Below are 17,696 nucleotides of genomic sequence, written 5' to 3'. Positions count from 1 at the left end.
TCAGCGCCGATTGGACAGCGATTCTGGAAAAGGTTTTATGACAGGCAAAAAAAAGCCCGCTGGGGAGACGGGCTGGAGACTTGCTTTCTAACGGATGGCTTCACCCTACTGCGGTAGACGTGAAAAGTTTGTGAAAGCAAATTGATTTGCCGTCATCAACTGTAAGAAATTTCTTCACACGCACAGTCATAAAAAACCCCGCTCGATGACGGGGTTATTCAGACAAAGATTATTTTCTGGCTCGCGGGGTGACTTTGGGGAGAAATTTCGCCTTCGGTCCTTTCGGTGCCGTGGATTTGATTTTGCCGATCTGCACCGGATCCTCGCCAAAACCTGACTGGTACTCGGTCTGGCCGCACCGTACGCAGTTGTTGAAGGAAAACTCAGCGCCATCGTCTTCGATATACGGATCAGTCATATCTTCGCCCCTTCGTAACAGGCCGAGACCGGCAAAAAACCTTTTGCCTGAAAAAATATCGACCTCCATGGTTTTTGAGACTAGTCGGTCATTCCTGGACTTGTTGTTCATATCAACTGAAGCCCGACGAATGGCCTACAAAAATCAAACTCGACGATGAACCGTTGGTCCCGCATTACTAAAGAATTCCGGAGGCAGGCCGTTGCCCTTCTTCATACAAATGAATCTCAAGGAGAGAACATGCAAATCAACGGATTCCCGAATCTACCCGTCGTAAAGCTCACGGACGAACAAATCGCAGCCGGCAAAGCCGGGGCGGAAAAATTCAAGGAAAAGATCGCTTCCGGTGAAATCACCATCAAATATCCGGGCCCCGATACGCCGGTTCTGCAGCCTGGCGTCATTTACCATCCAAGCCAGCCGGTGCAACCGAGTCAACCTTCCGACACACCTGCGCTTGTCGCCATCGACACGCCGCTGACCTATGACGCTAAAGGCGCTGTGATCCTCAAGCCACAGGGCTGATGGCATAGAAAAAGAGCCCATTCATTATCTTGATGGGCTCACTTGCCTGGCGATCAACATTCAGCGCAACTTCACGGCCGTCCCCGTCGCAAACACCACAACCATCCCGCCCTTGCCGCCGGGCATGCTGATCTCGAAGTCCACTCCGACCACCGCGTCCGCCTGCAGAGCACGCGCCCGCTCCCTGATTTCCTCAGTCGCCTGAATACGCGCCTCCTTCAACGCCCGCTCCAGCGTCTGCGAACGCCCCCCGAAAAAATCGCGCATACCGGCAAACATGTCACGGATCACATTGACCCCCTGCACCGACTCGGCACTGACAATGTCCAGATATGCAGTGATCTGCCGGCCTTCGATGGTGTGAGTGGTGGAAATGATCATGAAATGTCGTCCCTTTACTGATAAATAAGCCCGCAATTGTATTCGGTCACAGCAGACATCACTGCACAGCCAATAAAATCCAGACGCCAGAAACCACAAAACCCCTGACTTCTTTCGAAATCAGGGGTTTTGTGTACTGAATGTGGCGGTGAAGGAGAGATTCGAACTCTCGATACAGTTTCCTGTATACACACTTTCCAGGCGTGCTCCTTAAGCCACTCGGACACTTCACCGTATCTCTTCAAACATCTTCTGTCTGTCGAGGCGCGCTAATGTAGTCGAAAGCTTTTCCGATGGCAAACTTTTTTTCAGAATTTTCATGCGGTTAAGAGAAAAAGTCGTTTTGCCCGCTGGCAGGCCATGGCAAACCGGCCAATCTTCGGTGGGAGCGGCCCTTCTATATAGAAGCGCAATGCCTCGCCACGCTGGATGGGCCGTGAAACGGTGACTGGCGGGTCAGTCACGGCGCTTTACCTGGCCTGCGGCGGTGGGTAACGTCTGCCCATCTTTCTTACAAGGAATAGCGTCATGAGTGAGTTGATTTCCTACCACCTCGAAGACGGTATCGCGACCCTGACCTTGAGCAACGGCAAGGTCAATGCCATTTCTCCGGACGTGATTGCGGCATTCAACGCGGCGCTGGATCAGGCGGTGACTGATCGTGCCATCGTGATCATCACCGGTCAGCCTGGGATTTTGTCCGGCGGCTATGATCTTAAGGTGATGACAGCCGGCCCTAAAGAAGCGGTAGCGTTGGTGACTGCCGGTTCGACGCTGGCCCGTCGTCTGCTCTCTCACCCGTTCCCGGTGATCGTCGCTTGCCCGGGTCATGCCGTGGCCAAGGGCGCTTTCATTCTGTTGTCTGCCGATTACCGTATCGGTGTCGACGGCCCGTTCAGCATCGGTCTGAACGAAGTGCAGATCGGCATGACCATGCACCACGCCGGTATCGAGCTCGCCCGTGATCGCCTGCGTCGCTCGGCGTTCCACCGCTCGGTGATCAACGGCGAGATGTTCGATCCGAAAAGCGCCGTGGATGCCGGCTTCCTCGACAAGGTGGTTGCCGCCGAGGAACTGCAAGGTGCTGCTCTCGCCGCTGCGCGTCAGTTGAAGAAGATCAACATGCTCGCGCACAAGAACACCAAGTTGAAAGTCCGTAAGGCACTGCTGGAAGCGCTGGATAACGCGATCATCCAGGATCAGGAGCATCTGGGCTAAGCCTGGATTCAAGAACGTAAAGAAAGCCCGACCGTCGTGTCGGGCTTTTTCTTACGCGCAAGGTTTAAAAGTCTGCGACAGCTCTAGGACAGGTCTGACCCTCCATTTGGAAACATGCGCTTAAACATCGGCCATCTCCGGACTCTATAGCGGCAATTGCCGAAAACAGTGCACATCCGTACACTGCGCCACCTTTTGTCCCGGTGGGGCCTGAAAATGCTGTTCCTGTTTCGTATGTTGTTGATGGGCCTGCACTTTATTTTAGCGGGTGTGCTCGGGGTGATCCTCGGGATATGCCGCCCGTTCAATCCGGACAACAGCCGTCTGTGCGCCCGCCTCTACGCATTGCCGGCGATGTGTATTTTGCGTTTACGGGTGAAATCCGATGTCAGCGGTTTGCTGAACAAACCCGACAGCTGCGTGATCATCGCCAACCACCAATCGAACTATGACCTGTTCGTATTTGGCAACGTAGTGCCACGCCGTACCGTGTGCATCGGCAAAAAGAGCCTGAAATGGGTACCGCTGTTCGGACAATTGTTCTGGCTGGCCGGCAATGTGTTGATCGACCGTGGCAATGCGCACAAGGCACGCCAATCGATGCTCACCACGACCAATACCTTGCAGAACGAAGACACCTCGATCTGGGTATTCCCGGAAGGCACGCGCAACCTCGGTGAAGAATTGCTGCCATTCAAGAAAGGTGCATTCCAGATGGCGATCGCCGCCGGAGTACCGATCGTTCCGGTCTGCGTCAGCAGTTACATCAAGCACATGCGTCTGAATCGCTGGCGCAGCGGGAAAATCCTCATACGCTCGTTGCCGGCAATTCCCACAGCCGGATTGACCATGGATGACATGCCCATGCTCATCAATCAGTGCCGCGAACAGATGCGCGAGTGCATTGAGTCGATGGATCGGCAACTGCAAGCCGCCTGAAAAGATAACCCGCCCTGTGCGGGTTTTCTTTTGCCCGGTGAACTGTACAGATTTCACTGACTCTCAAGCAGCGACAAGGCTAAGCTGAAGCCTTGTATTCCCTGCCACCTGCCAAGAAGAAGTGAATCACCACCATGGGTCGAGTTGTTGCTGCTGCGGTGTATAGCGCAGGCAAGAAAGTCACCAATATTTCCCTCGACGAAGGCGCTGCCTGGGCCGCGAAAACCGGTCACTTTGTCTGGATCGGTCTGGAAGAGCCGGACGCTCAAGAGCTTTCCAACCTGCAACGTCAGTTCAACCTGCACGAACTGGCCATCGAAGATGCTCTGGAAAAACACAGTCGACCGAAACTGGAAACCTTTGGCGACGCTCTGTTTATCGTCACCTACTCGCCCATTCGCGAAAACGGCGTTCTGCAATTTATCGAGACGCACATCTTTGCCGGCAAGGGCTACATCATCACCGCGCGTAACGGTCACTCGGCGTCCTACGCCCATGTCCGCCAACGCTGTGAGGCGCGCCCGCTACTGCTGGAGCATGGGGAAGATTTCGTACTGTATGCGTTGCTCGATTTCGTCATCGAGAACTATCAGCCGGTGGGCGAAGCGATTCATGCCGAAATCGATGAACTGGAACGCAACGTGTTGTGTAGCGCGCTGAATGAACGCGACATTCAGAAGCTGCATGGCTTGCGCCGCGATGTCGTGCGCCTGCGTCGGTACGCGGCGCCGATGGTGGAGATTGGCGAGGAACTGCAGAAGCTGAGCTTCCCGTTTATCGACAAGAATATGCGCCCGTATTTCCGCGATGTGCAGATCCACGTAACGCGGCAGATGGAAGACCTGAGCACTTTGGCCGACATCGCCAGCCAGACCATCGAGATCGGTGTGTTGCTCGAGGCATCACGGCAAAGCGTGGTACAGCGCAAGTTTGCTGCCTGGGCGGCGATCCTGGCGTTTCCGACGGCGGTAGCGGGGATTTACGGGATGAACTTCCAGAACATGCCGGAGTTGAGCTGGCACTACGGCTATTTCGGCGTGCTGGGGTTTATTGCGGTGGGATGTGTAAGTTTGTGGGCGAGCTTCAAGAAATCGGGGTGGTTGTAGAGCAGACCGAGTTGTCTGGAACATTCGCGAGCAGGCTCGCTTCCACATTGATCGGTGGCGCACCGAAAATCCAATGTGTGAGCGAGCCTGCTCGCGAAGCTTTTGGCCTTAGACAGTTTCTGGCTTATGCGCCACAAAACGCATCATCCACTCCGCAACCGTCGCACCATGGTGTTCCTGCTCGAGGCTGGCCACGCCCTTGGTGTAGATCTGCGAACCCAACGCTCCCTGACGCAGATCCAGCAGCGCTCGCGAATAATCGTGGATAAATTCCGGATGCCCCTGGAAGCACAGCACTTGATCGTTGATGTGGTAGGCCGCGAACGGGCAGAAATCGCTGGAAGCAATAACCGTCGCGTTTTCCGGCAGCGCTGTGACCTGATCCTGATGGCTGATCAGCAGCGTCAACTCTTCGCGTACCGGGCTCATCCATGGCGCCTTGGCCGCCAGTTTGTAGTTGTGGGTGCCAACACCCCAACCCTGGGTCGCGCGCTCGCTCTTGCCACCGAGCAGCAGCGCCAACAGTTGGTGACCGAAGCACACGCCGAGCAGTTTGTCGCCGCGCTCGTAACGCGTCAGCAAGTATTCCTTGAGGGTCTGAATCCACGGATCAGTACCGAACGAATCGGCCTTGCTGCCGGTGACCAGGTACGCGTCGAAGGTTTGGCCGTCGCTTGGATATTCGCCCTGCATCACGTTGTAGACGGTGAACTCGGCGGCAATCGGTTGCTGCGAGAACAGGCGCTGGAACATCTGCCCGTAACCCTGATATTGATCGACCAGTTCCGGACGCAGGATGTCGGTTTCCAGAATGCAGATGCGTAGCGACATAAAAAATACCTGACACGTGATGGGAATAATGAACACTCCAGAGCCTGCCTTGAAACACCCTGGCAAGGCAAGCCCCGGAATGCGCACTGCTCCTGAAACATAGCCCTTAGAACATTTCACCTTTTGCCGCTTTATCCAGCAGCAAAGCTGGCGGCGCGAAACGCTCGCCATACTGCTCGGCCAGATACTGCGCGCGAGCGACGAAATCCTTCACTCCGTATTGGTTGATGAACTGCAACGCACCGCCAGTCCACGGCGCAAAACCGATACCGAAGATCGAGCCGACGTTGGCGTCCGCCGTCGAGGTCAACACGCCCTCCTCCACACAGCGCACGGTTTCGATGGCCTGCACGAACAACAGCCGATCACGCACATCCATGGGCGAAATCTGCCCGTCGGGCTGCTCGAAGCGCGCCTTCAGTTCTGGCCACAAATGTTTCTGGCCACCCGCCGGGTAATCATAGAAACCGCCTCCCGCTGCTTTGCCCGGACGCTTGTATTCGTGAAGCAGCAAGTCAATCACGGCGAAGGCCGGGTGCTCAATCAGCGGCTTCCGTTCTGCCTGTAGGTCTTTGGCAGTTTGCTGGCGGATATGACTCATCAGGCTGAGGGAAACTTCGTCGGAGATCGCCAGAGGCCCGACCGGCATCCCGGCCTTGCGCGCTTCGGTCTCGATCATCGGCGCACTTACGCCCTCGCCGAGCATGGCGATGCCTTCGTTGGTGAAAGTGCCGAACACCCGTGAGGTGAAGAAGCCGCGACTATCGTTGACCACGATTGGCGTCTTCTTGATTTGCAGAACGAAATCAAAACCTCGGGCGAGGGTTTCGTCGCTGGTCTGCGCACCTTTGATGATTTCCACCAGCGGCATTTTTTCCACCGGACTGAAGAAATGCAGTCCGATGAACTTGCCAGGATCAGGCACCGCCGTCGCCAGCCCCGTGATCGGCAGCGTCGAGGTATTCGACGCGATCACGGCTTCGGCACCCACCACCCGCTGGGCTGAAGAAGAGACTTTGGCCTTGAGATCGCGATCTTCAAATACCGCCTCGATGATCAGATCGCAACCCGCGAGGTCGGCATCACTTTCGGACGGCTTGATCCGCGCCAACACCTCATCACGCTTCGCAGCATCCATCTGTCCGCGAGCGACTTTCTTGTCCAGTAACGCCGCAGAATGTGCTTTGCCTTTTTCGGCGGCATCCAGATTGACGTCCTTGAGCACCACTTCAATACCCGCAGAAGCGCTGACAAACGCAATCCCCGCGCCCATCATCCCGGCGCCGAGCACGCCGACCTTCTGCGTCTTATAGGGCGCAAAGCCCTGCGGCCGCGAGCCACCGGCGTTGATCTCATTGAGTTGAAACCAGAATGTGCCGATCAGGTTTTTCGAGATCTGCCCGGTGGTCAGTTCAGTGAAGTAACGGGTTTCGATCAGGTGCGCGGTGTCGAAATCGACCTGAGCGCCCTCGACTGCCGCGCAGAGGATTTTCTCCGGCGCCGGCAGTGTCCCTTGGGTCTTGCTGCGCAGAATCGACGGCGCAATCGCCAGCATCTGCGCGACTTTCGGATTCGACGGCGTGCCGCCCGGAATCTGATAGCCCCTCACATCCCAGCGCTGCACTGCCGTCGGATTGGCAACGATCCAGGCGCGCGCCTTGGCCAGCAATTCATCGCGATCCGTCGCCAACTCATCGATCAGACCCGCCTGCAACGCTTGTTGCGGCCGCACCTTTTTACCTTCAAGCAAATACGGCAGCGCTTTCTCGATGCCGAGCATGCGCACCATCCGTACTACTCCGCCACCGCCCGGCAACAGGCCAAGGGTCACTTCCGGCAGACCGAGTTGCACCGCCGCATCATCCAAAGCCACGCGATGATGACAGGCGAGGCAGATTTCCCAACCGCCGCCCAGCGCCGCGCCGTTGATCGCCGCGACCACCGGTTTGCCGAGGGTTTCCAGAGTGCGCAATTGCCCCTTGAGAGTCAGCACCATGTCATAAAAGGCTTTGGCTTCTGGTTTGCCGACCTTGATCAACTCATTCAGGTCACCGCCGGCAAAGAAGGTTTTCTTTGCCGACGTAATGATCACCCCGGCAATGTTGTCTTTTTCCGCCACCAACCGGGCCACGCATGCGGCCATGGCCTCGCGGTACACGGCGTTCATGGTATTGGCGCTCTGGCCCGGCATGTCGATGGTCAGCACGACGATAGCGTCCTGGCCTTTTTCGTAACGAATGGCTTCGCTCATAACACGGTTCCTTGAATTCGGGGCTCAGAGGCGTTCGATGATGGTGGCAATGCCCATGCCGCCGCCGACACACAGCGTCGCCAGGCCATAGCGCAGGCGTCGCGCTTCCAGTTCATCGAGCAGGGTGCCGAGGATCGCGCAACCGGTGGCGCCCAACGGGTGGCCCATGGCGATGGAGCCGCCGTTGACATTGACCTTGTCCGGGTCGACGGCCATGTCCTTGATGAACTTCAGCACTACCGAGGCAAACGCTTCGTTGACCTCGAACAGGTCGATGTCCTCGACGCGCAGCCCGGCCTTGGCCAGCGCTTTGCGTGTGGCTGGTGCAGGGCCGGTGAGCATGATGGTCGGATCGGTGCTGGTGACCGCCGTGGCGACGATGCGCGCCCGCGGTTGCAAGCCCAGCGCCCGCCCTTTGGCTTCGGAGCCGATCAGCATTAGCGCGGCACCGTCGACGATTCCGGAACTGTTGCCCGGTGTATGCACGTGGTTGATTCGTTCGACGTGGCTGTAGACCCGCAAGGCCGTCGCATCGAAGCCCATCTGCCCGATCATTTCGAAACTCGGTTTGAGCTTGCCCAAGCCTTCCAGAGTCGACTGGGCACGAATGAACTCATCATGATCGAGCAGGATGATGCCGTTCTGGTCCTGCACCGGCACCAGCGACTTGTTGAACGAGCCGTCAGCCCGCGCCCGTGCGGCTTTCTGTTGCGAGTGCAAGGCGTAGACATCGACGTCCTGACGACTGAAGCCTTCCAGCGTGGCGATAAGGTCCGCGCCAACACCTTGCGGGGTGAAGTGGCTGTGCAGGTTGGTTTGCGGGTCCAGCGCCCAGGCGCCGCCATCGCTGCCCATCGGCACCCGCGACATCGACTCGACGCCACCGACCACCACCAGGTCTTCGAAGCCCGAACGCACTTTCATCGCGCCGAGGTTGACCGCTTCCAGTCCCGAGGCGCAGAAACGGTTGATCTGCACACCCGCGACGCTGACGTCCCAATCGGCCACTTGCACGGCGGTTTTGGCGATGTCCGAGCCCTGATCGCCAATCGGCGTGACGCAGCCGATCACCACGTCATCGACCTGACTGGTGTCCAGCGAGGTACGTTCCTGCAGCGCGGTCAGCAGACCGGCCAGCAGATTCACCGGTTTAACGCTGTGCAGAGCGCCATCGGCCTTGCCTCTGCCACGGGGCGTGCGTAACGCATCGAATATCAAAGCTTGGGTCATGACGTCCTCGAACCTGTGCGTGGAGTGGTTTCTTGCCTCCACTCTTCGCCCGAGCGCTCTCGGATTCAATGACCACAGCGCTCAATGCGCTTGACGCACCCGCTCAGACGGACGGTCATTGGCCAGCGGGTGAACCGGTTCAGGTCGGCGAGTTGTCTAGCCAGCGGGCGGCAAAGAAGCTGGCATTACGCCTCATGCCTTTTTAATCGCAGTTTCCCAGCACTCCATACGAAATGGATCTAAGCCAAGCGTGACGTGGCCCCTAATGTAGAACATGTACGTCATGGTCGTCGGGTTTTGCCGAGGCAGGCGTTCTTCAACAGGAAGTGCAACGCGTGCCGTCATGGATATGCAGGCAAGCATCAGGAAATAACAATAAAGGCGGTCAAGCCATGTTCAAACAACCGAAAGTACGTCAAGCAGGGCTCATTCTTTTCGCCACGACGCTGTTGTTGATTTTGCCGAATCTGACCAAGGTCATCGGCTGAACCAAGCGGCAGGTGCTGTTTATCGCCACAGAAAATGTGACTGGCCCGCTACCCGGGCCAGCGTGGCTGTGCCAACCTTTGCGCACTCCCACGACATGGACGGCGATCATTTGAAAGCGCTCATTGTGTTCGGGGCCATGCTGCTGAGCATGCCCTTGTCTGCCGCACAGTTGGATTTGCAACTGGGTGCAAGCAGCCGCACCTGGCAGACCGAGGAATTACTCAAGCATCCTCAGATACAAACCCTCACGATCAAAAACGATGTGTCCTACAAGAAGGACATGACCTATCGCGCCGTGCCCGTGGCCGCGCTGCTGACCGGGATCAAACCGCAAGATCACCTGCAAGCGGTGGCACTGGACGGGTTTGCCGCGGAACTGGCTGCTGCGCCGCTGCTCAACGCAAAAGGCGCACGGGCCTGGCTGGCCATCGAAGATCCGGCTCAACCATGGCCGCCACTGTCGGAAGGCAAGCACAGCGCCGGGCCGTTTTATCTGGTCTGGACCGATCCGCAGGCGGGCAATATCAGCCCGGAGCAATGGCCATTCCAGGTCACGAGCATCAAGCGCATGGCGCCGGTGGCCGAGCGCTTCCCTGCCCTGCTGCCGGATCCTGCGTTGAAGGCGGATGACCAGGTGAACCAAGGGTTTGCGCTGTTTCAGAAAAACTGTCTGGCCTGTCACCGATTAAACGGTGCGGGGGACGCGCAATTCGGGCCGGATCTGAATATTCCGTATAACCCGACCGAGTATTTCGGCGCGGATTTCCTCAAGCGCTACATTCGTGATCCGCAGAGTTTGCGCCAGTGGCCGCAGGCGAAGATGCCGGGGTTTTCGGTAGAGGTGTTGCCGGATGGGGATCTGGAATTGCTGGTGGGATATCTCAAGCACATGGCCGGACGCAAAGTTAAGCCCTGAACATATTTCCTTGTAGGAGTGAGCCTGCTCGCGATAGCGGTGTATCAGTCAGGACATTTGTAACTGTCAGACCGCTATCGCGAGCAGGCTCACTCCTACATGGGTTATGCGTGAACCCGTTACTGTTGTTGGACGGAGATGATCGGCGTTGGCGAGACGAACACCTTCGCATGCATCTGCTCACACCCACCGCCCCGGCGCATGCCGCGTACCGGGCAGGCATCCAGATAATCGAGGCCCACCGCCAGTTTCAAGTGCCGCTCCGGCCGCGCCAGTTGATTGGTCACGTCAAAGCTGTACCAAGCGTCATCCAGCCAGGCTTCTGCCCAAGCGTGGCTGGCCAGATGCTCGCAATCCTCACTGTACAAATAGCCCGACACATAACGCGACGGAATCCCGAGGCTGCGTGCGCAAGCCAGAAACGCATGAGCGTGATCCTGACAAACCCCGGCACGCCCGGCGAAGGCTTCCGCCGCGCTGGTGTCGACTTCGGTGGAACCCGGCGTGTAGGTCATCTGCTGATTCAAACCGTGCATCAGATCGATCAGCGCGGTGCGATCGCGCCGCTGTTTGCAGGACCTCTCGGCAAACGCGCGCAACGCCTCATCTGCCTCTGTCAGCCGGGTAAAACGCAGGAACGGCAGCGCCGACTGGCTCTCATGCTCGGCCTCGCGCAACTCATCGATATCAACCTGGCCGCGCGCGCCGATGATGATCGCTTCGTGCGGTTCATCCATGGTCAGCACGTGCAGGATGTTGCCGAACGGATCGAGTTGCGCGCGCACCGGGCGCGGCAGGTCGAGTTGCCAGCTCAACACGTGCTGACGCTCGCTGTCGTGAGGTGTCAGTCGCAGGTACTGGATGCTCGCCCGCACCTGATCTTCGTAGTGATAGGTGGTCTCGTGGCTAATGGAAAGTCTCATGCAGCCTCCAGGTAGGAACTGTGAATGGCGTTGCCCAACTGGCGCACCAGCGGGATGAATTCGGTCAGCCACGCGTGCAGGCCTTCCTCGAGAATTTCGTTGATGCCGGTGTAGCGCAAGCGTGCGTCCATCTCTGCCGCCAGACGTTGCGCCGGTCGACCGTTGGCTCCGGGTAACTGCGCGAGAATCTGATCGATCTCTTCGGTGCAGGCCCGCAGTGAGCGCGGTACATCGGCGCGCAACAGCAGCAACTCGGCAACATGCCGGGCGCCGGGCGCATCGCGGTAGATTTCGGTGTACGCCTCAAACGACGACAAGGCCCTTAGCAACGCACTCCATTGGTAATAGGCGTGGGCGGTGCCATCGCTGACCGCTTCAGCCTGATCGCCAGCCATTTCATAGCGGGCATCGAGCAATCGCAGGGTGTTGTCCGCGCGTTCGATGAACGTACCGAGGCGAATGAAACGAAACGCATCATTACGCATGATCGTGCCGTACGACGCACCACGGAACAGGTGCGAACGCTCCTTGATCCATTCGCAGAAACGGCTCATGCCGTAGCGGCTCAGGCCCTGTTCAGCGATCCCGCGAATCTCCAGCCACGTCGAGTTGATGTTCTCCCACATGTCCGCCGTGATGCGCCCGCGCACGGCGTGCGCACTGGCCCGCGCCGCGCCGAGGCAACTGTAGATGCTCGCCGGGTTGGCGGCGTCGAGGGCAAAAAAGTGCAGCAGGCGCTCGGCATGCAGCGCGCCGTGACGTTCCAGATAATCGTCGAGGGTGCCGGTGATCAGCAGCGGCATGGCCAATTCGTGCAAACCGTCGCCGCGACCGTCCTGCGGCATCAACGACAGCGAGTAACTGATGTCGAGCATCCGGGCGAGGTTTTCCGCCCGCTCCAGGTAACGCGACATCCAATACAGATCCGAGGCAGTTCTACTTAACATGGCAAGCTTCCTTCAATCCTCGACCACCCAGGTGTCCTTGGTTCCGCCGCCCTGGGAGGAATTCACCACCAGGGAGCCTTCGCGCAGCGCGACACGGGTCAAACCGCCGGGCACCACGCGTGTTTCGCGCCCGGACAGCACAAACGGACGCAAGTCGATATGGCGCGGCGCGATACCGTTTTCGACAAAGGTCGGACAGGTCGACAGCGACAACGTCGGCTGCGCGATGTACGCGTGTGGCTTGGCTTTGATGCGCTCGCGGAAGGCGTCGATTTCGGCCTTCGTCGATGCTGGCCCCACCAACATCCCGTAACCACCCGAGCCTTGGGTTTCCTTGACCACCAGATCTGGAAGATTGGCCAGCACATGGGAAAGTTCAGACGGATTGCGGCACTGCCAGGTCGGCACGTTCTTAAGGATCGGTTCTTCGTCGAGATAAAAACGGATCATGTCGGTAACAAACGGATACACCGATTTGTCATCCGCCACACCGGTGCCGATGGCGTTGGCCAGCACCACGTTGCCGGAGCGATAGGACGACAGCAGCCCCGGCACACCGAGCATCGAGTCGGGATTGAACGCCAGCGGATCGAGGAACGCGTCGTCGAGGCGGCGGTAGATCACGTCCACCGCTTTCGGGCCGTCGGTGGTACGCATGAAGACCTTGTCGTCACGCACGAACAGATCCGCGCCCTCGACCAGCTCCACGCCCATTTCCCGCGCCAAAAACGCGTGTTCGAAGAATGCACTGTTGAAGCGACCCGGCGTCAGCACTACGACGCTCGGGTCGTCGATCGGACTTGAGCTTTTCAGGGTGTCGAGCAGCAGGTTCGGGTAGTGATCGATCGGCGCAATGCGCTGCGCGGCAAACAGCTCCGGGAACAGGCGCATCATCATCTTGCGGTCTTCGAGCATATAGCTCACGCCGCTCGGGGTGCGCAGGTTGTCTTCAAGTACGTAATAGGTGCCGTCGCCATCGCGCACCAGATCGACGCCGGAGATGTGCGAATAGATATCGCGGTGCAGATCCAGGCCTTGCATCGCCAGCTGATACTGCTCGTTGGCCAACACCTGTTCGGCAGGAATGATCCCGGCCTTGATGATGCGCTGCTCGTGATAGAGGTCGGCGAGAAACATATTCAATGCCTTGACCCGCTGGATGCAGCCGCGCTCGACGATTCGCCATTCGCTGGCGGGAATGCTGCGCGGGATGGTGTCGAAAGGAATCAGGCGCTCGGTGCCCTGCTCGTCGCCATAGAGCGTGAAAGTGATCCCGGCGCGATGGAACAGCAAGTCAGCCTCGCGTCGCCGTTGGGCCAGCAGTTCGTCAGGCGTGTCGGCCAGCCAGCGGGCGAACTCCCGATAATGCGGGCGAACCTGGCCGCCGGCATCGTACATCTCATCAAAATAGGTGCGGATCATGCCGTACTCCTTGTCACCCGGACATACAGGCCTTCGCAAGGCCCGTGCCATCGGCATAAACGCTTTGATTTCAATCGGTTGGAAATACACACCGCAAGCACCGCACCATTCCTGTGCGGCAATTGCCCCAGCCGGATTGCCCCCGCTTCATTGCGACGCACTGCATCGCCTATCACCAGCATAGTCAGAGTTGATTTCACTGCCCGGCGCTGCCTGCGGATAATCCGCGCATCCGCTGCAAAACTTCCCCGCGCACAGCGCCGCGAAGCCGCCAGCTCAACTGACCTGGACTGCCCTCGCAGCCCGCCCCGCTTTAACCCTGACCGGTTTCCTCTCCTTATCGGTCTTCCCTTTTAGCCACCCTCTCCGGTGGCTTTTTTTTGCCTCGGTTTCTTGTTTCAGGGTTTTGCTTACGCCGGAAATGACAACGGCCAACCCGAAGGTCAGCCGTTGTTCAACAAATGAAACGAGAGATCAGTTCAAACGGTGGCGGTTGCGCACCTCCTGTTTCACACCCCAGCCTTCGATAATGCCGCCCAGAGGTTCAACCACGGCAGAGAAACCCTGCTCGAAGTCGCCGATATCGTCGTAGGTCGCGTACATCACTTTGCTCAATTCCAGCGCCCACGCACCGTCATCACGCACGCTGACCTGGGCATTGATGGATTCACCGCGAAATTTGCCTGCCGCCCTGCGCGCCCGCTCCTCGTCCGGGAAAATCGCGTAGAACTCGATGGGATGGAATCGGGAAAAATCGAAACCGCCTTCTTTCATGCGGCGCAGAACATTGCTGCTGATGTCTTCTTGATAGGCTGTGCTCATGAATCGTCCCCCTCGCATAGATGGATAGACTTTCCGTATTCCCGCCCCGGGCCTTAGGCCAAAGTACGACGGCAACGTGGTTGCACGCGGGAACAAGCATGTAGCTGACAAGACCAGACCTTAGCGATCCGTTCGCTGATCTCGCTTGCAGAGTAGCCCCAAGTTAGAGCCGCTGCCAAGGCCTGGTTGCTTCGGATGAAGGAAGATTTTCAGATTGGAGTGATGCTGCGGATCTTGATGCTGTTTTGGGTTTCGAGGCTTTTGACGCCAGCATCGGGGGTTCGCCCTTCCAGATCGTTGAGATCCAGTTTGGCGGCGACGGGCAGGAGCCGTTCCTTGATCAATCGAGCGGCCTCATCGTCGCTGGGGCATTCCGCGCGCTCGAACACCTCATCGACAATTTCACCATGATCGTCCACGAAAGTGACTTTCCACTTTTGCATCGGTGCCTCCTCGATCAAACCCGCAAATGGGCTTACCACTATCTCGACTGTGAACGCCGAAAGTTGGTTCAAAAGGATTACAGCGGACAAAGATGAAAAAAACGATATCTATCGTGTGGCGCAAACTAATGTGGGAGCGAGCCTGCTCGCGAAGGGGCCTGTCCAGTCAACATATTCCTTGACTGACCTGACGCCTTCGCGAGCAGGCTCGCTCCCACAGGGGGTATTGCGGTGTTCTTTTAGTCGTTGCTTGGCTTGTTGATCGCTTGCAGCACGTATTGCGGCAAGGCGAACGCGCCGATGTGGATTTCCGGGTTGTAGTAGCGGGTGACGATGCCGCTACCGATGAAGCGCTGTTGCAGAGTTTCACGGCTGAGCTTGCGGTAGGCCGGGTTGGTCGAGCCCCACGCAAATGTCATCGAACCGCCGATGTAGGTCGGTACGGCCGCTTGATAGAAGTGCCAGTCCGGGAACAGGCTGTTCAGGCGACCGGCAGTGGTTTTCACTTCGTCGATTTGCATGAACGGCGTGCCGTTCTGGGTCACGAGGATGCCGCCCTCGTTCAGGCAGCGGTGGCACGCCTGGTAGAAGTTTTCCGAGAACAGCACTTCGCCCGGGCCGATCGGGTCGGTGGAGTCGGAGATGATCACGTCGAATTTTTCCGTGGTGGTGGCGACGAAACGCATGCCGTCGTCAATCACCAGGTTCAGGCGTGGATCGTCATAGGCGCCGCTGGAGTGGTTCGGCAGGAACTCTTTGCACATGTCGACCACGGTGCCGTCGATCTCGACCATGGTGATGTGCTCGACACCGGCGTGCTTGGTCACTTCACGAAGCATGCCGCCGTCACCGCCACCAATGATCAGCACGCGCTTGGCGCTGCCGTGGGCGAGGATCGGCACGTGGGTGAGCATTTCGTGGTAGATGAATTCGTCGGCTTCGGTGGTCTGGATCACGCCGTCCAGCGCCATTACACGACCCATGCGCGGGTTCTGGAAAATCACCAGATGCTGGTGTTCGGTGCGCACTTCGTGCAGCAGTTTTTCCATGCGAAAACGCTGGCCGTAGCCTTCGTAGAGGGTTTCCAGGTACTCGCTGGTTTTGGTGACGGTCATGGTGAAGTGCTCCGGTGAATGCGCGGGCGTCAATCGTGGGGACGATTGCCCGGGAAAGGCGCGCATTCTACGTTGCCGAAGATGACAGGTCGAACCTCACTTCATCGGCAACCCGCAATCCCTTGTAGGAGTGAGCCTGCTCGCGATAGCGGTTTTTCAGTCACTGACTCATTGACTGACGGATAGCTATCGCGAGCAGGCTCACTCCTACAGGGTATTGCGGTGTTCTCGGGATCAGTGTCAGATCCGCACGTTGCCCCGCGGTCCGGCAATCGCCCAGATGATCAGGCCCAGCACCGGCAGGAGGATGATCAGCAGCACCCAGACGATTTTCATCCCGGTGGTCGCGCCGCTTTTCAACACGTTGATGATGGCCCAGATGTCGAGGGCAAGGATGATCAGGCCGATCAGACCGTTGAACGTGGAACCCATGGTGTCGCTCCAGAATAGTGGCATGCACTTTTAGGATAGACGGTCGCGCGCAGGGTTCCCTTTTATTGCGTTCAGACGTGAACAGCGATCTTCAGGGCTTCAAGCGATGGCGCGGCGGCGATGCCGACTTCGGCGCACAACTCCAGTACCCGTGGCACGTCGTTGCCGTAGACCAAAACCATCTGCAGCTCGTCGTCGAGCAACTGACTGAAGTTCATCAGCGTGTAACCGCCGTTTTCCTTGTTCATGCTGCTCATCTGCACCTGGATGCGGTTGAGTGCGACCAGCGCTTCGGTCTTGGCCAGTTGCTTTGGTTTGAGGTTGAAATCCACACCCGGGCCGAACGAGGCAACGATCTGCGCGAACAGGTCAACGTAGGTGTCAGCCTGGAACAGCACGGTTTCCGGCAGACTGCCAACCACCACCCACTCGCCCAGCGGAATCGGAAAGGTGTCGTCGTAGTTGATGTCGGGGTTGGCTGCCAGAAAGGCATCAGCATCGCCGTAGGCCTGCGCCGCTTCGTCGGCGACTTTCACGATCTCGTCCTCGCCCATGCAGCCGGAGCTGATTTTGCTGATGAGTTCGACGAGTGCGGCTTTCATGAGGGCGGATCCTGTGGCGAAGGTGAATTTCGAGGGCGCGGAGGATAGCGCACAAAGCAAAAGATCGCAGCCTGCGGCAGCTCCTACAAGTTCAGCGTTCGACCGCGAAACGGGCCACAAACGCAATCAGTGTAGGAGCTGCCGCAGGCTGCGATCTTCTGATCTTATCAACCCAACAATTTTTCCAGCTGCGCAGTGGTATCAACCGCGCCCATCGTCCGTGCAGCGTCGAGCGCGGTCACGCCGTTGGCGTCCTTGGCCTGCGCGTTGGCGCCTTTGCTGATCAGGTATTCAACGATTGCAACACGGTTAAACATCGCCGCCATCATCAGCGCGGTACGCCCATCAAACGACGAGCCTTCGATCTCGGCACCCGCCTCGACCAACGCCTTGACCACCGCCAGGTCACCTTTGAATGCGGCACCGGCAATCGGACTCTGGCCGTTGCCATTGCGCATTTCCGGGTCAGCCTTGTGTTTAAGCAGCACGTTCACCGCATCGACATGGCCGTAGTAGCTCGCCAGCATCAGCAGCGTGTCACCCTTGCTATTTTTCAGGTTGACCGGCAAACCGGCGCTGACCAGGCGATCGAGCATCTCAGCATCACCGTCACGCGCCTTGTTGAAAACCTGCTCGGTGAATTCGGCAGCTTCTTCAGGGGTCATCTGGCGGCTTTGGTCGGACAT

Annotated in this window: 19 protein-coding genes and 1 tRNA gene; 5 read left to right on the top strand and 15 right to left on the bottom strand. The window is 58.1% G+C overall.

Going from position 1 to position 17,696, the window contains the following annotated elements:
• Positions 1 to 229 precede the first annotated feature (229 nt).
• Complete coding sequence (locus tag CKW17_RS12400) at positions 230 to 418, bottom strand: hypothetical protein (RefSeq protein ID WP_095120116.1); 189 nt, start codon at positions 416 to 418, stop codon at positions 230 to 232.
• A gap of 240 nt (positions 419 to 658) precedes the next feature.
• On the opposite strand from CKW17_RS12400, the gene CKW17_RS12395 reads away from it, so the two are divergent.
• The gene (locus CKW17_RS12395) at positions 659 to 943 is read left to right on the top strand and encodes a hypothetical protein (protein WP_095120027.1); all 285 of its coding nucleotides are present in this window, start codon (positions 659 to 661) and stop codon (positions 941 to 943) included.
• A 60-nt stretch (positions 944 to 1,003) separates the two neighbouring features.
• On the opposite strand, the gene CKW17_RS12390 is transcribed toward CKW17_RS12395, so the two are convergent.
• Both CKW17_RS12390 and CKW17_RS12385 read right to left on the bottom strand, forming a co-directional pair.
• Entirely contained in the window at positions 1,004 to 1,324 is a 321-nt protein-coding gene (locus CKW17_RS12390; RefSeq protein ID WP_095120026.1) for a YbjQ family protein, read from the bottom strand.
• Between the two features lie 143 nt (positions 1,325 to 1,467).
• Positions 1,468 to 1,557, bottom strand: a tRNA-Ser gene (locus tag CKW17_RS12385).
• 295 nt (positions 1,558 to 1,852) lie between these two features.
• Here CKW17_RS12385 and CKW17_RS12380 point away from each other — a divergent pair.
• From CKW17_RS12380 to CKW17_RS12370, 3 genes are all read left to right on the top strand, one after another.
• Positions 1,853 to 2,542, top strand: coding sequence for a crotonase/enoyl-CoA hydratase family protein (locus CKW17_RS12380; protein WP_095120025.1), 690 nt, complete (start codon positions 1,853 to 1,855; stop codon positions 2,540 to 2,542).
• 216 nt (positions 2,543 to 2,758) lie between these two features.
• Positions 2,759 to 3,481 carry a 1-acyl-sn-glycerol-3-phosphate acyltransferase gene (locus CKW17_RS12375; RefSeq protein ID WP_095120024.1) on the top strand — a complete coding sequence of 241 codons (723 nt, stop codon included), beginning with the start codon at positions 2,759 to 2,761 and terminating at the stop codon, positions 3,479 to 3,481.
• Between the two features lie 134 nt (positions 3,482 to 3,615).
• A complete protein-coding gene (locus CKW17_RS12370; protein WP_053116847.1) occupies positions 3,616 to 4,587 on the top strand; it encodes a magnesium and cobalt transport protein CorA in 972 nt (323 codons plus the stop codon).
• A gap of 108 nt (positions 4,588 to 4,695) precedes the next feature.
• Here the strand turns inward: CKW17_RS12370 and CKW17_RS12365 are convergent, their stop codons facing one another.
• From CKW17_RS12365 to CKW17_RS12355, 3 genes are all read right to left on the bottom strand, one after another.
• Positions 4,696 to 5,418, bottom strand: a complete 723-nt coding sequence (locus tag CKW17_RS12365) for an amidotransferase (protein WP_095120023.1) — start codon at positions 5,416 to 5,418, stop codon at positions 4,696 to 4,698.
• Between the two features lie 106 nt (positions 5,419 to 5,524).
• Positions 5,525 to 7,669: a 3-hydroxyacyl-CoA dehydrogenase NAD-binding domain-containing protein gene (locus CKW17_RS12360; protein ID WP_095120022.1), complete on the bottom strand. Its 2,145-nt coding sequence runs from the start codon at positions 7,667 to 7,669 to the stop codon at positions 5,525 to 5,527.
• 24 nt (positions 7,670 to 7,693) lie between these two features.
• A complete protein-coding gene (locus tag CKW17_RS12355; protein WP_095120021.1) occupies positions 7,694 to 8,899 on the bottom strand; it encodes an acetyl-CoA C-acetyltransferase in 1,206 nt (401 codons plus the stop codon).
• 583 nt (positions 8,900 to 9,482) lie between these two features.
• Between CKW17_RS12355 and CKW17_RS12350 the strand changes: the two genes are divergently transcribed.
• Positions 9,483 to 10,304: a cytochrome c gene (locus CKW17_RS12350; RefSeq protein WP_095120020.1), complete on the top strand. Its 822-nt coding sequence runs from the start codon at positions 9,483 to 9,485 to the stop codon at positions 10,302 to 10,304.
• Between the two features lie 119 nt (positions 10,305 to 10,423).
• Here the strand turns inward: CKW17_RS12350 and CKW17_RS12345 are convergent, their stop codons facing one another.
• The 9 genes from CKW17_RS12345 to CKW17_RS12305 form a co-directional block, all read right to left on the bottom strand.
• Positions 10,424 to 11,227, bottom strand: a complete 804-nt coding sequence (locus tag CKW17_RS12345) for a transglutaminase family protein (protein ID WP_095120019.1) — start codon at positions 11,225 to 11,227, stop codon at positions 10,424 to 10,426.
• Positions 11,224 to 12,174: an alpha-E domain-containing protein gene (locus CKW17_RS12340; protein WP_016982907.1), complete on the bottom strand. Its 951-nt coding sequence runs from the start codon at positions 12,172 to 12,174 to the stop codon at positions 11,224 to 11,226. Before CKW17_RS12340 ends, CKW17_RS12345 begins: the two co-directional genes overlap by 4 nt.
• Positions 12,175 to 12,186: 12 nt before the next feature.
• The gene (locus CKW17_RS12335; protein WP_007914061.1) at positions 12,187 to 13,596 is read right to left on the bottom strand and encodes a circularly permuted type 2 ATP-grasp protein; all 1,410 of its coding nucleotides are present in this window, start codon (positions 13,594 to 13,596) and stop codon (positions 12,187 to 12,189) included.
• Positions 13,597 to 14,070: 474 nt separating this feature from the next.
• Positions 14,071 to 14,418 carry a ribonuclease E inhibitor RraB gene (locus CKW17_RS12330; RefSeq protein WP_007914059.1) on the bottom strand — a complete coding sequence of 116 codons (348 nt, stop codon included), beginning with the start codon at positions 14,416 to 14,418 and terminating at the stop codon, positions 14,071 to 14,073.
• A gap of 209 nt (positions 14,419 to 14,627) precedes the next feature.
• Positions 14,628 to 14,861: a hypothetical protein gene (locus CKW17_RS12325; RefSeq protein WP_041068889.1), complete on the bottom strand. Its 234-nt coding sequence runs from the start codon at positions 14,859 to 14,861 to the stop codon at positions 14,628 to 14,630.
• Between the two features lie 239 nt (positions 14,862 to 15,100).
• Complete coding sequence (gene speE / locus CKW17_RS12320; protein WP_016982904.1) at positions 15,101 to 15,976, bottom strand: polyamine aminopropyltransferase; 876 nt, start codon at positions 15,974 to 15,976, stop codon at positions 15,101 to 15,103.
• Positions 15,977 to 16,216: 240 nt separating this feature from the next.
• Entirely contained in the window at positions 16,217 to 16,408 is a 192-nt protein-coding gene (locus CKW17_RS12315) for a PLDc N-terminal domain-containing protein (protein WP_007914053.1), read from the bottom strand.
• A gap of 71 nt (positions 16,409 to 16,479) precedes the next feature.
• Complete coding sequence (locus CKW17_RS12310; RefSeq protein ID WP_095120018.1) at positions 16,480 to 17,010, bottom strand: hypothetical protein; 531 nt, start codon at positions 17,008 to 17,010, stop codon at positions 16,480 to 16,482.
• A gap of 167 nt (positions 17,011 to 17,177) precedes the next feature.
• Positions 17,178 to 17,696 carry an ankyrin repeat domain-containing protein gene (locus tag CKW17_RS12305; RefSeq protein ID WP_095120017.1) on the bottom strand — a complete coding sequence of 173 codons (519 nt, stop codon included), beginning with the start codon at positions 17,694 to 17,696 and terminating at the stop codon, positions 17,178 to 17,180.

The sequence above is a fragment of the Pseudomonas sp. Irchel s3f10 genome, assembly GCF_900187515.1.
Taxonomy (GTDB): Bacteria; Pseudomonadota; Gammaproteobacteria; order Pseudomonadales; family Pseudomonadaceae; genus Aquipseudomonas; species Aquipseudomonas tensinigenes.
Note: the sequence above shows the minus strand (reverse complement) of the source record. Positions and strands in the feature narration are given on the sequence as shown.

Bases quoted from the DNA above. Each gene is read 5' to 3' on its own strand.
- CKW17_RS12390 (WP_095120026.1), bottom strand. From the start codon at position 1,324: ATGATCATTTCCACCACTCACACCATCGAAGGCCGGCAGATCACTGCA.
- CKW17_RS12380 (WP_095120025.1), top strand. From the start codon at position 1,853: ATGAGTGAGTTGATTTCCTACCACCTCGAAGACGGTATCGCGACCCTG.
- CKW17_RS12345 (WP_095120019.1), bottom strand. From the start codon at position 11,227: ATGAGACTTTCCATTAGCCACGAGACCACCTATCACTACGAAGATCAG.
- CKW17_RS12365 (WP_095120023.1), bottom strand. From the start codon at position 5,418: ATGTCGCTACGCATCTGCATTCTGGAAACCGACATCCTGCGTCCGGAA.
- CKW17_RS12360 (WP_095120022.1), bottom strand. From the start codon at position 7,669: ATGAGCGAAGCCATTCGTTACGAAAAAGGCCAGGACGCTATCGTCGTG.
- CKW17_RS12325 (WP_041068889.1), bottom strand. From the start codon at position 14,861: ATGCAAAAGTGGAAAGTCACTTTCGTGGACGATCATGGTGAAATTGTC.
- speE (WP_016982904.1), bottom strand. From the start codon at position 15,976: ATGACCGTCACCAAAACCAGCGAGTACCTGGAAACCCTCTACGAAGGC.
- CKW17_RS12355 (WP_095120021.1), bottom strand. From the start codon at position 8,899: ATGACCCAAGCTTTGATATTCGATGCGTTACGCACGCCCCGTGGCAGA.
- CKW17_RS12395 (WP_095120027.1), top strand. From the start codon at position 659: ATGCAAATCAACGGATTCCCGAATCTACCCGTCGTAAAGCTCACGGAC.
- CKW17_RS12330 (WP_007914059.1), bottom strand. From the start codon at position 14,418: ATGAGCACAGCCTATCAAGAAGACATCAGCAGCAATGTTCTGCGCCGC.
- CKW17_RS12305 (WP_095120017.1), bottom strand. From the start codon at position 17,696: ATGTCCGACCAAAGCCGCCAGATGACCCCTGAAGAAGCTGCCGAATTC.
- CKW17_RS12370 (WP_053116847.1), top strand. From the start codon at position 3,616: ATGGGTCGAGTTGTTGCTGCTGCGGTGTATAGCGCAGGCAAGAAAGTC.
- CKW17_RS12400 (WP_095120116.1), bottom strand. From the start codon at position 418: ATGACTGATCCGTATATCGAAGACGATGGCGCTGAGTTTTCCTTCAAC.
- CKW17_RS12335 (WP_007914061.1), bottom strand. From the start codon at position 13,596: ATGATCCGCACCTATTTTGATGAGATGTACGATGCCGGCGGCCAGGTT.
- CKW17_RS12340 (WP_016982907.1), bottom strand. From the start codon at position 12,174: ATGTTAAGTAGAACTGCCTCGGATCTGTATTGGATGTCGCGTTACCTG.
- CKW17_RS12350 (WP_095120020.1), top strand. From the start codon at position 9,483: ATGGACGGCGATCATTTGAAAGCGCTCATTGTGTTCGGGGCCATGCTG.
- CKW17_RS12310 (WP_095120018.1), bottom strand. From the start codon at position 17,010: ATGAAAGCCGCACTCGTCGAACTCATCAGCAAAATCAGCTCCGGCTGC.
- CKW17_RS12315 (WP_007914053.1), bottom strand. From the start codon at position 16,408: ATGGGTTCCACGTTCAACGGTCTGATCGGCCTGATCATCCTTGCCCTC.
- CKW17_RS12375 (WP_095120024.1), top strand. From the start codon at position 2,759: ATGCTGTTCCTGTTTCGTATGTTGTTGATGGGCCTGCACTTTATTTTA.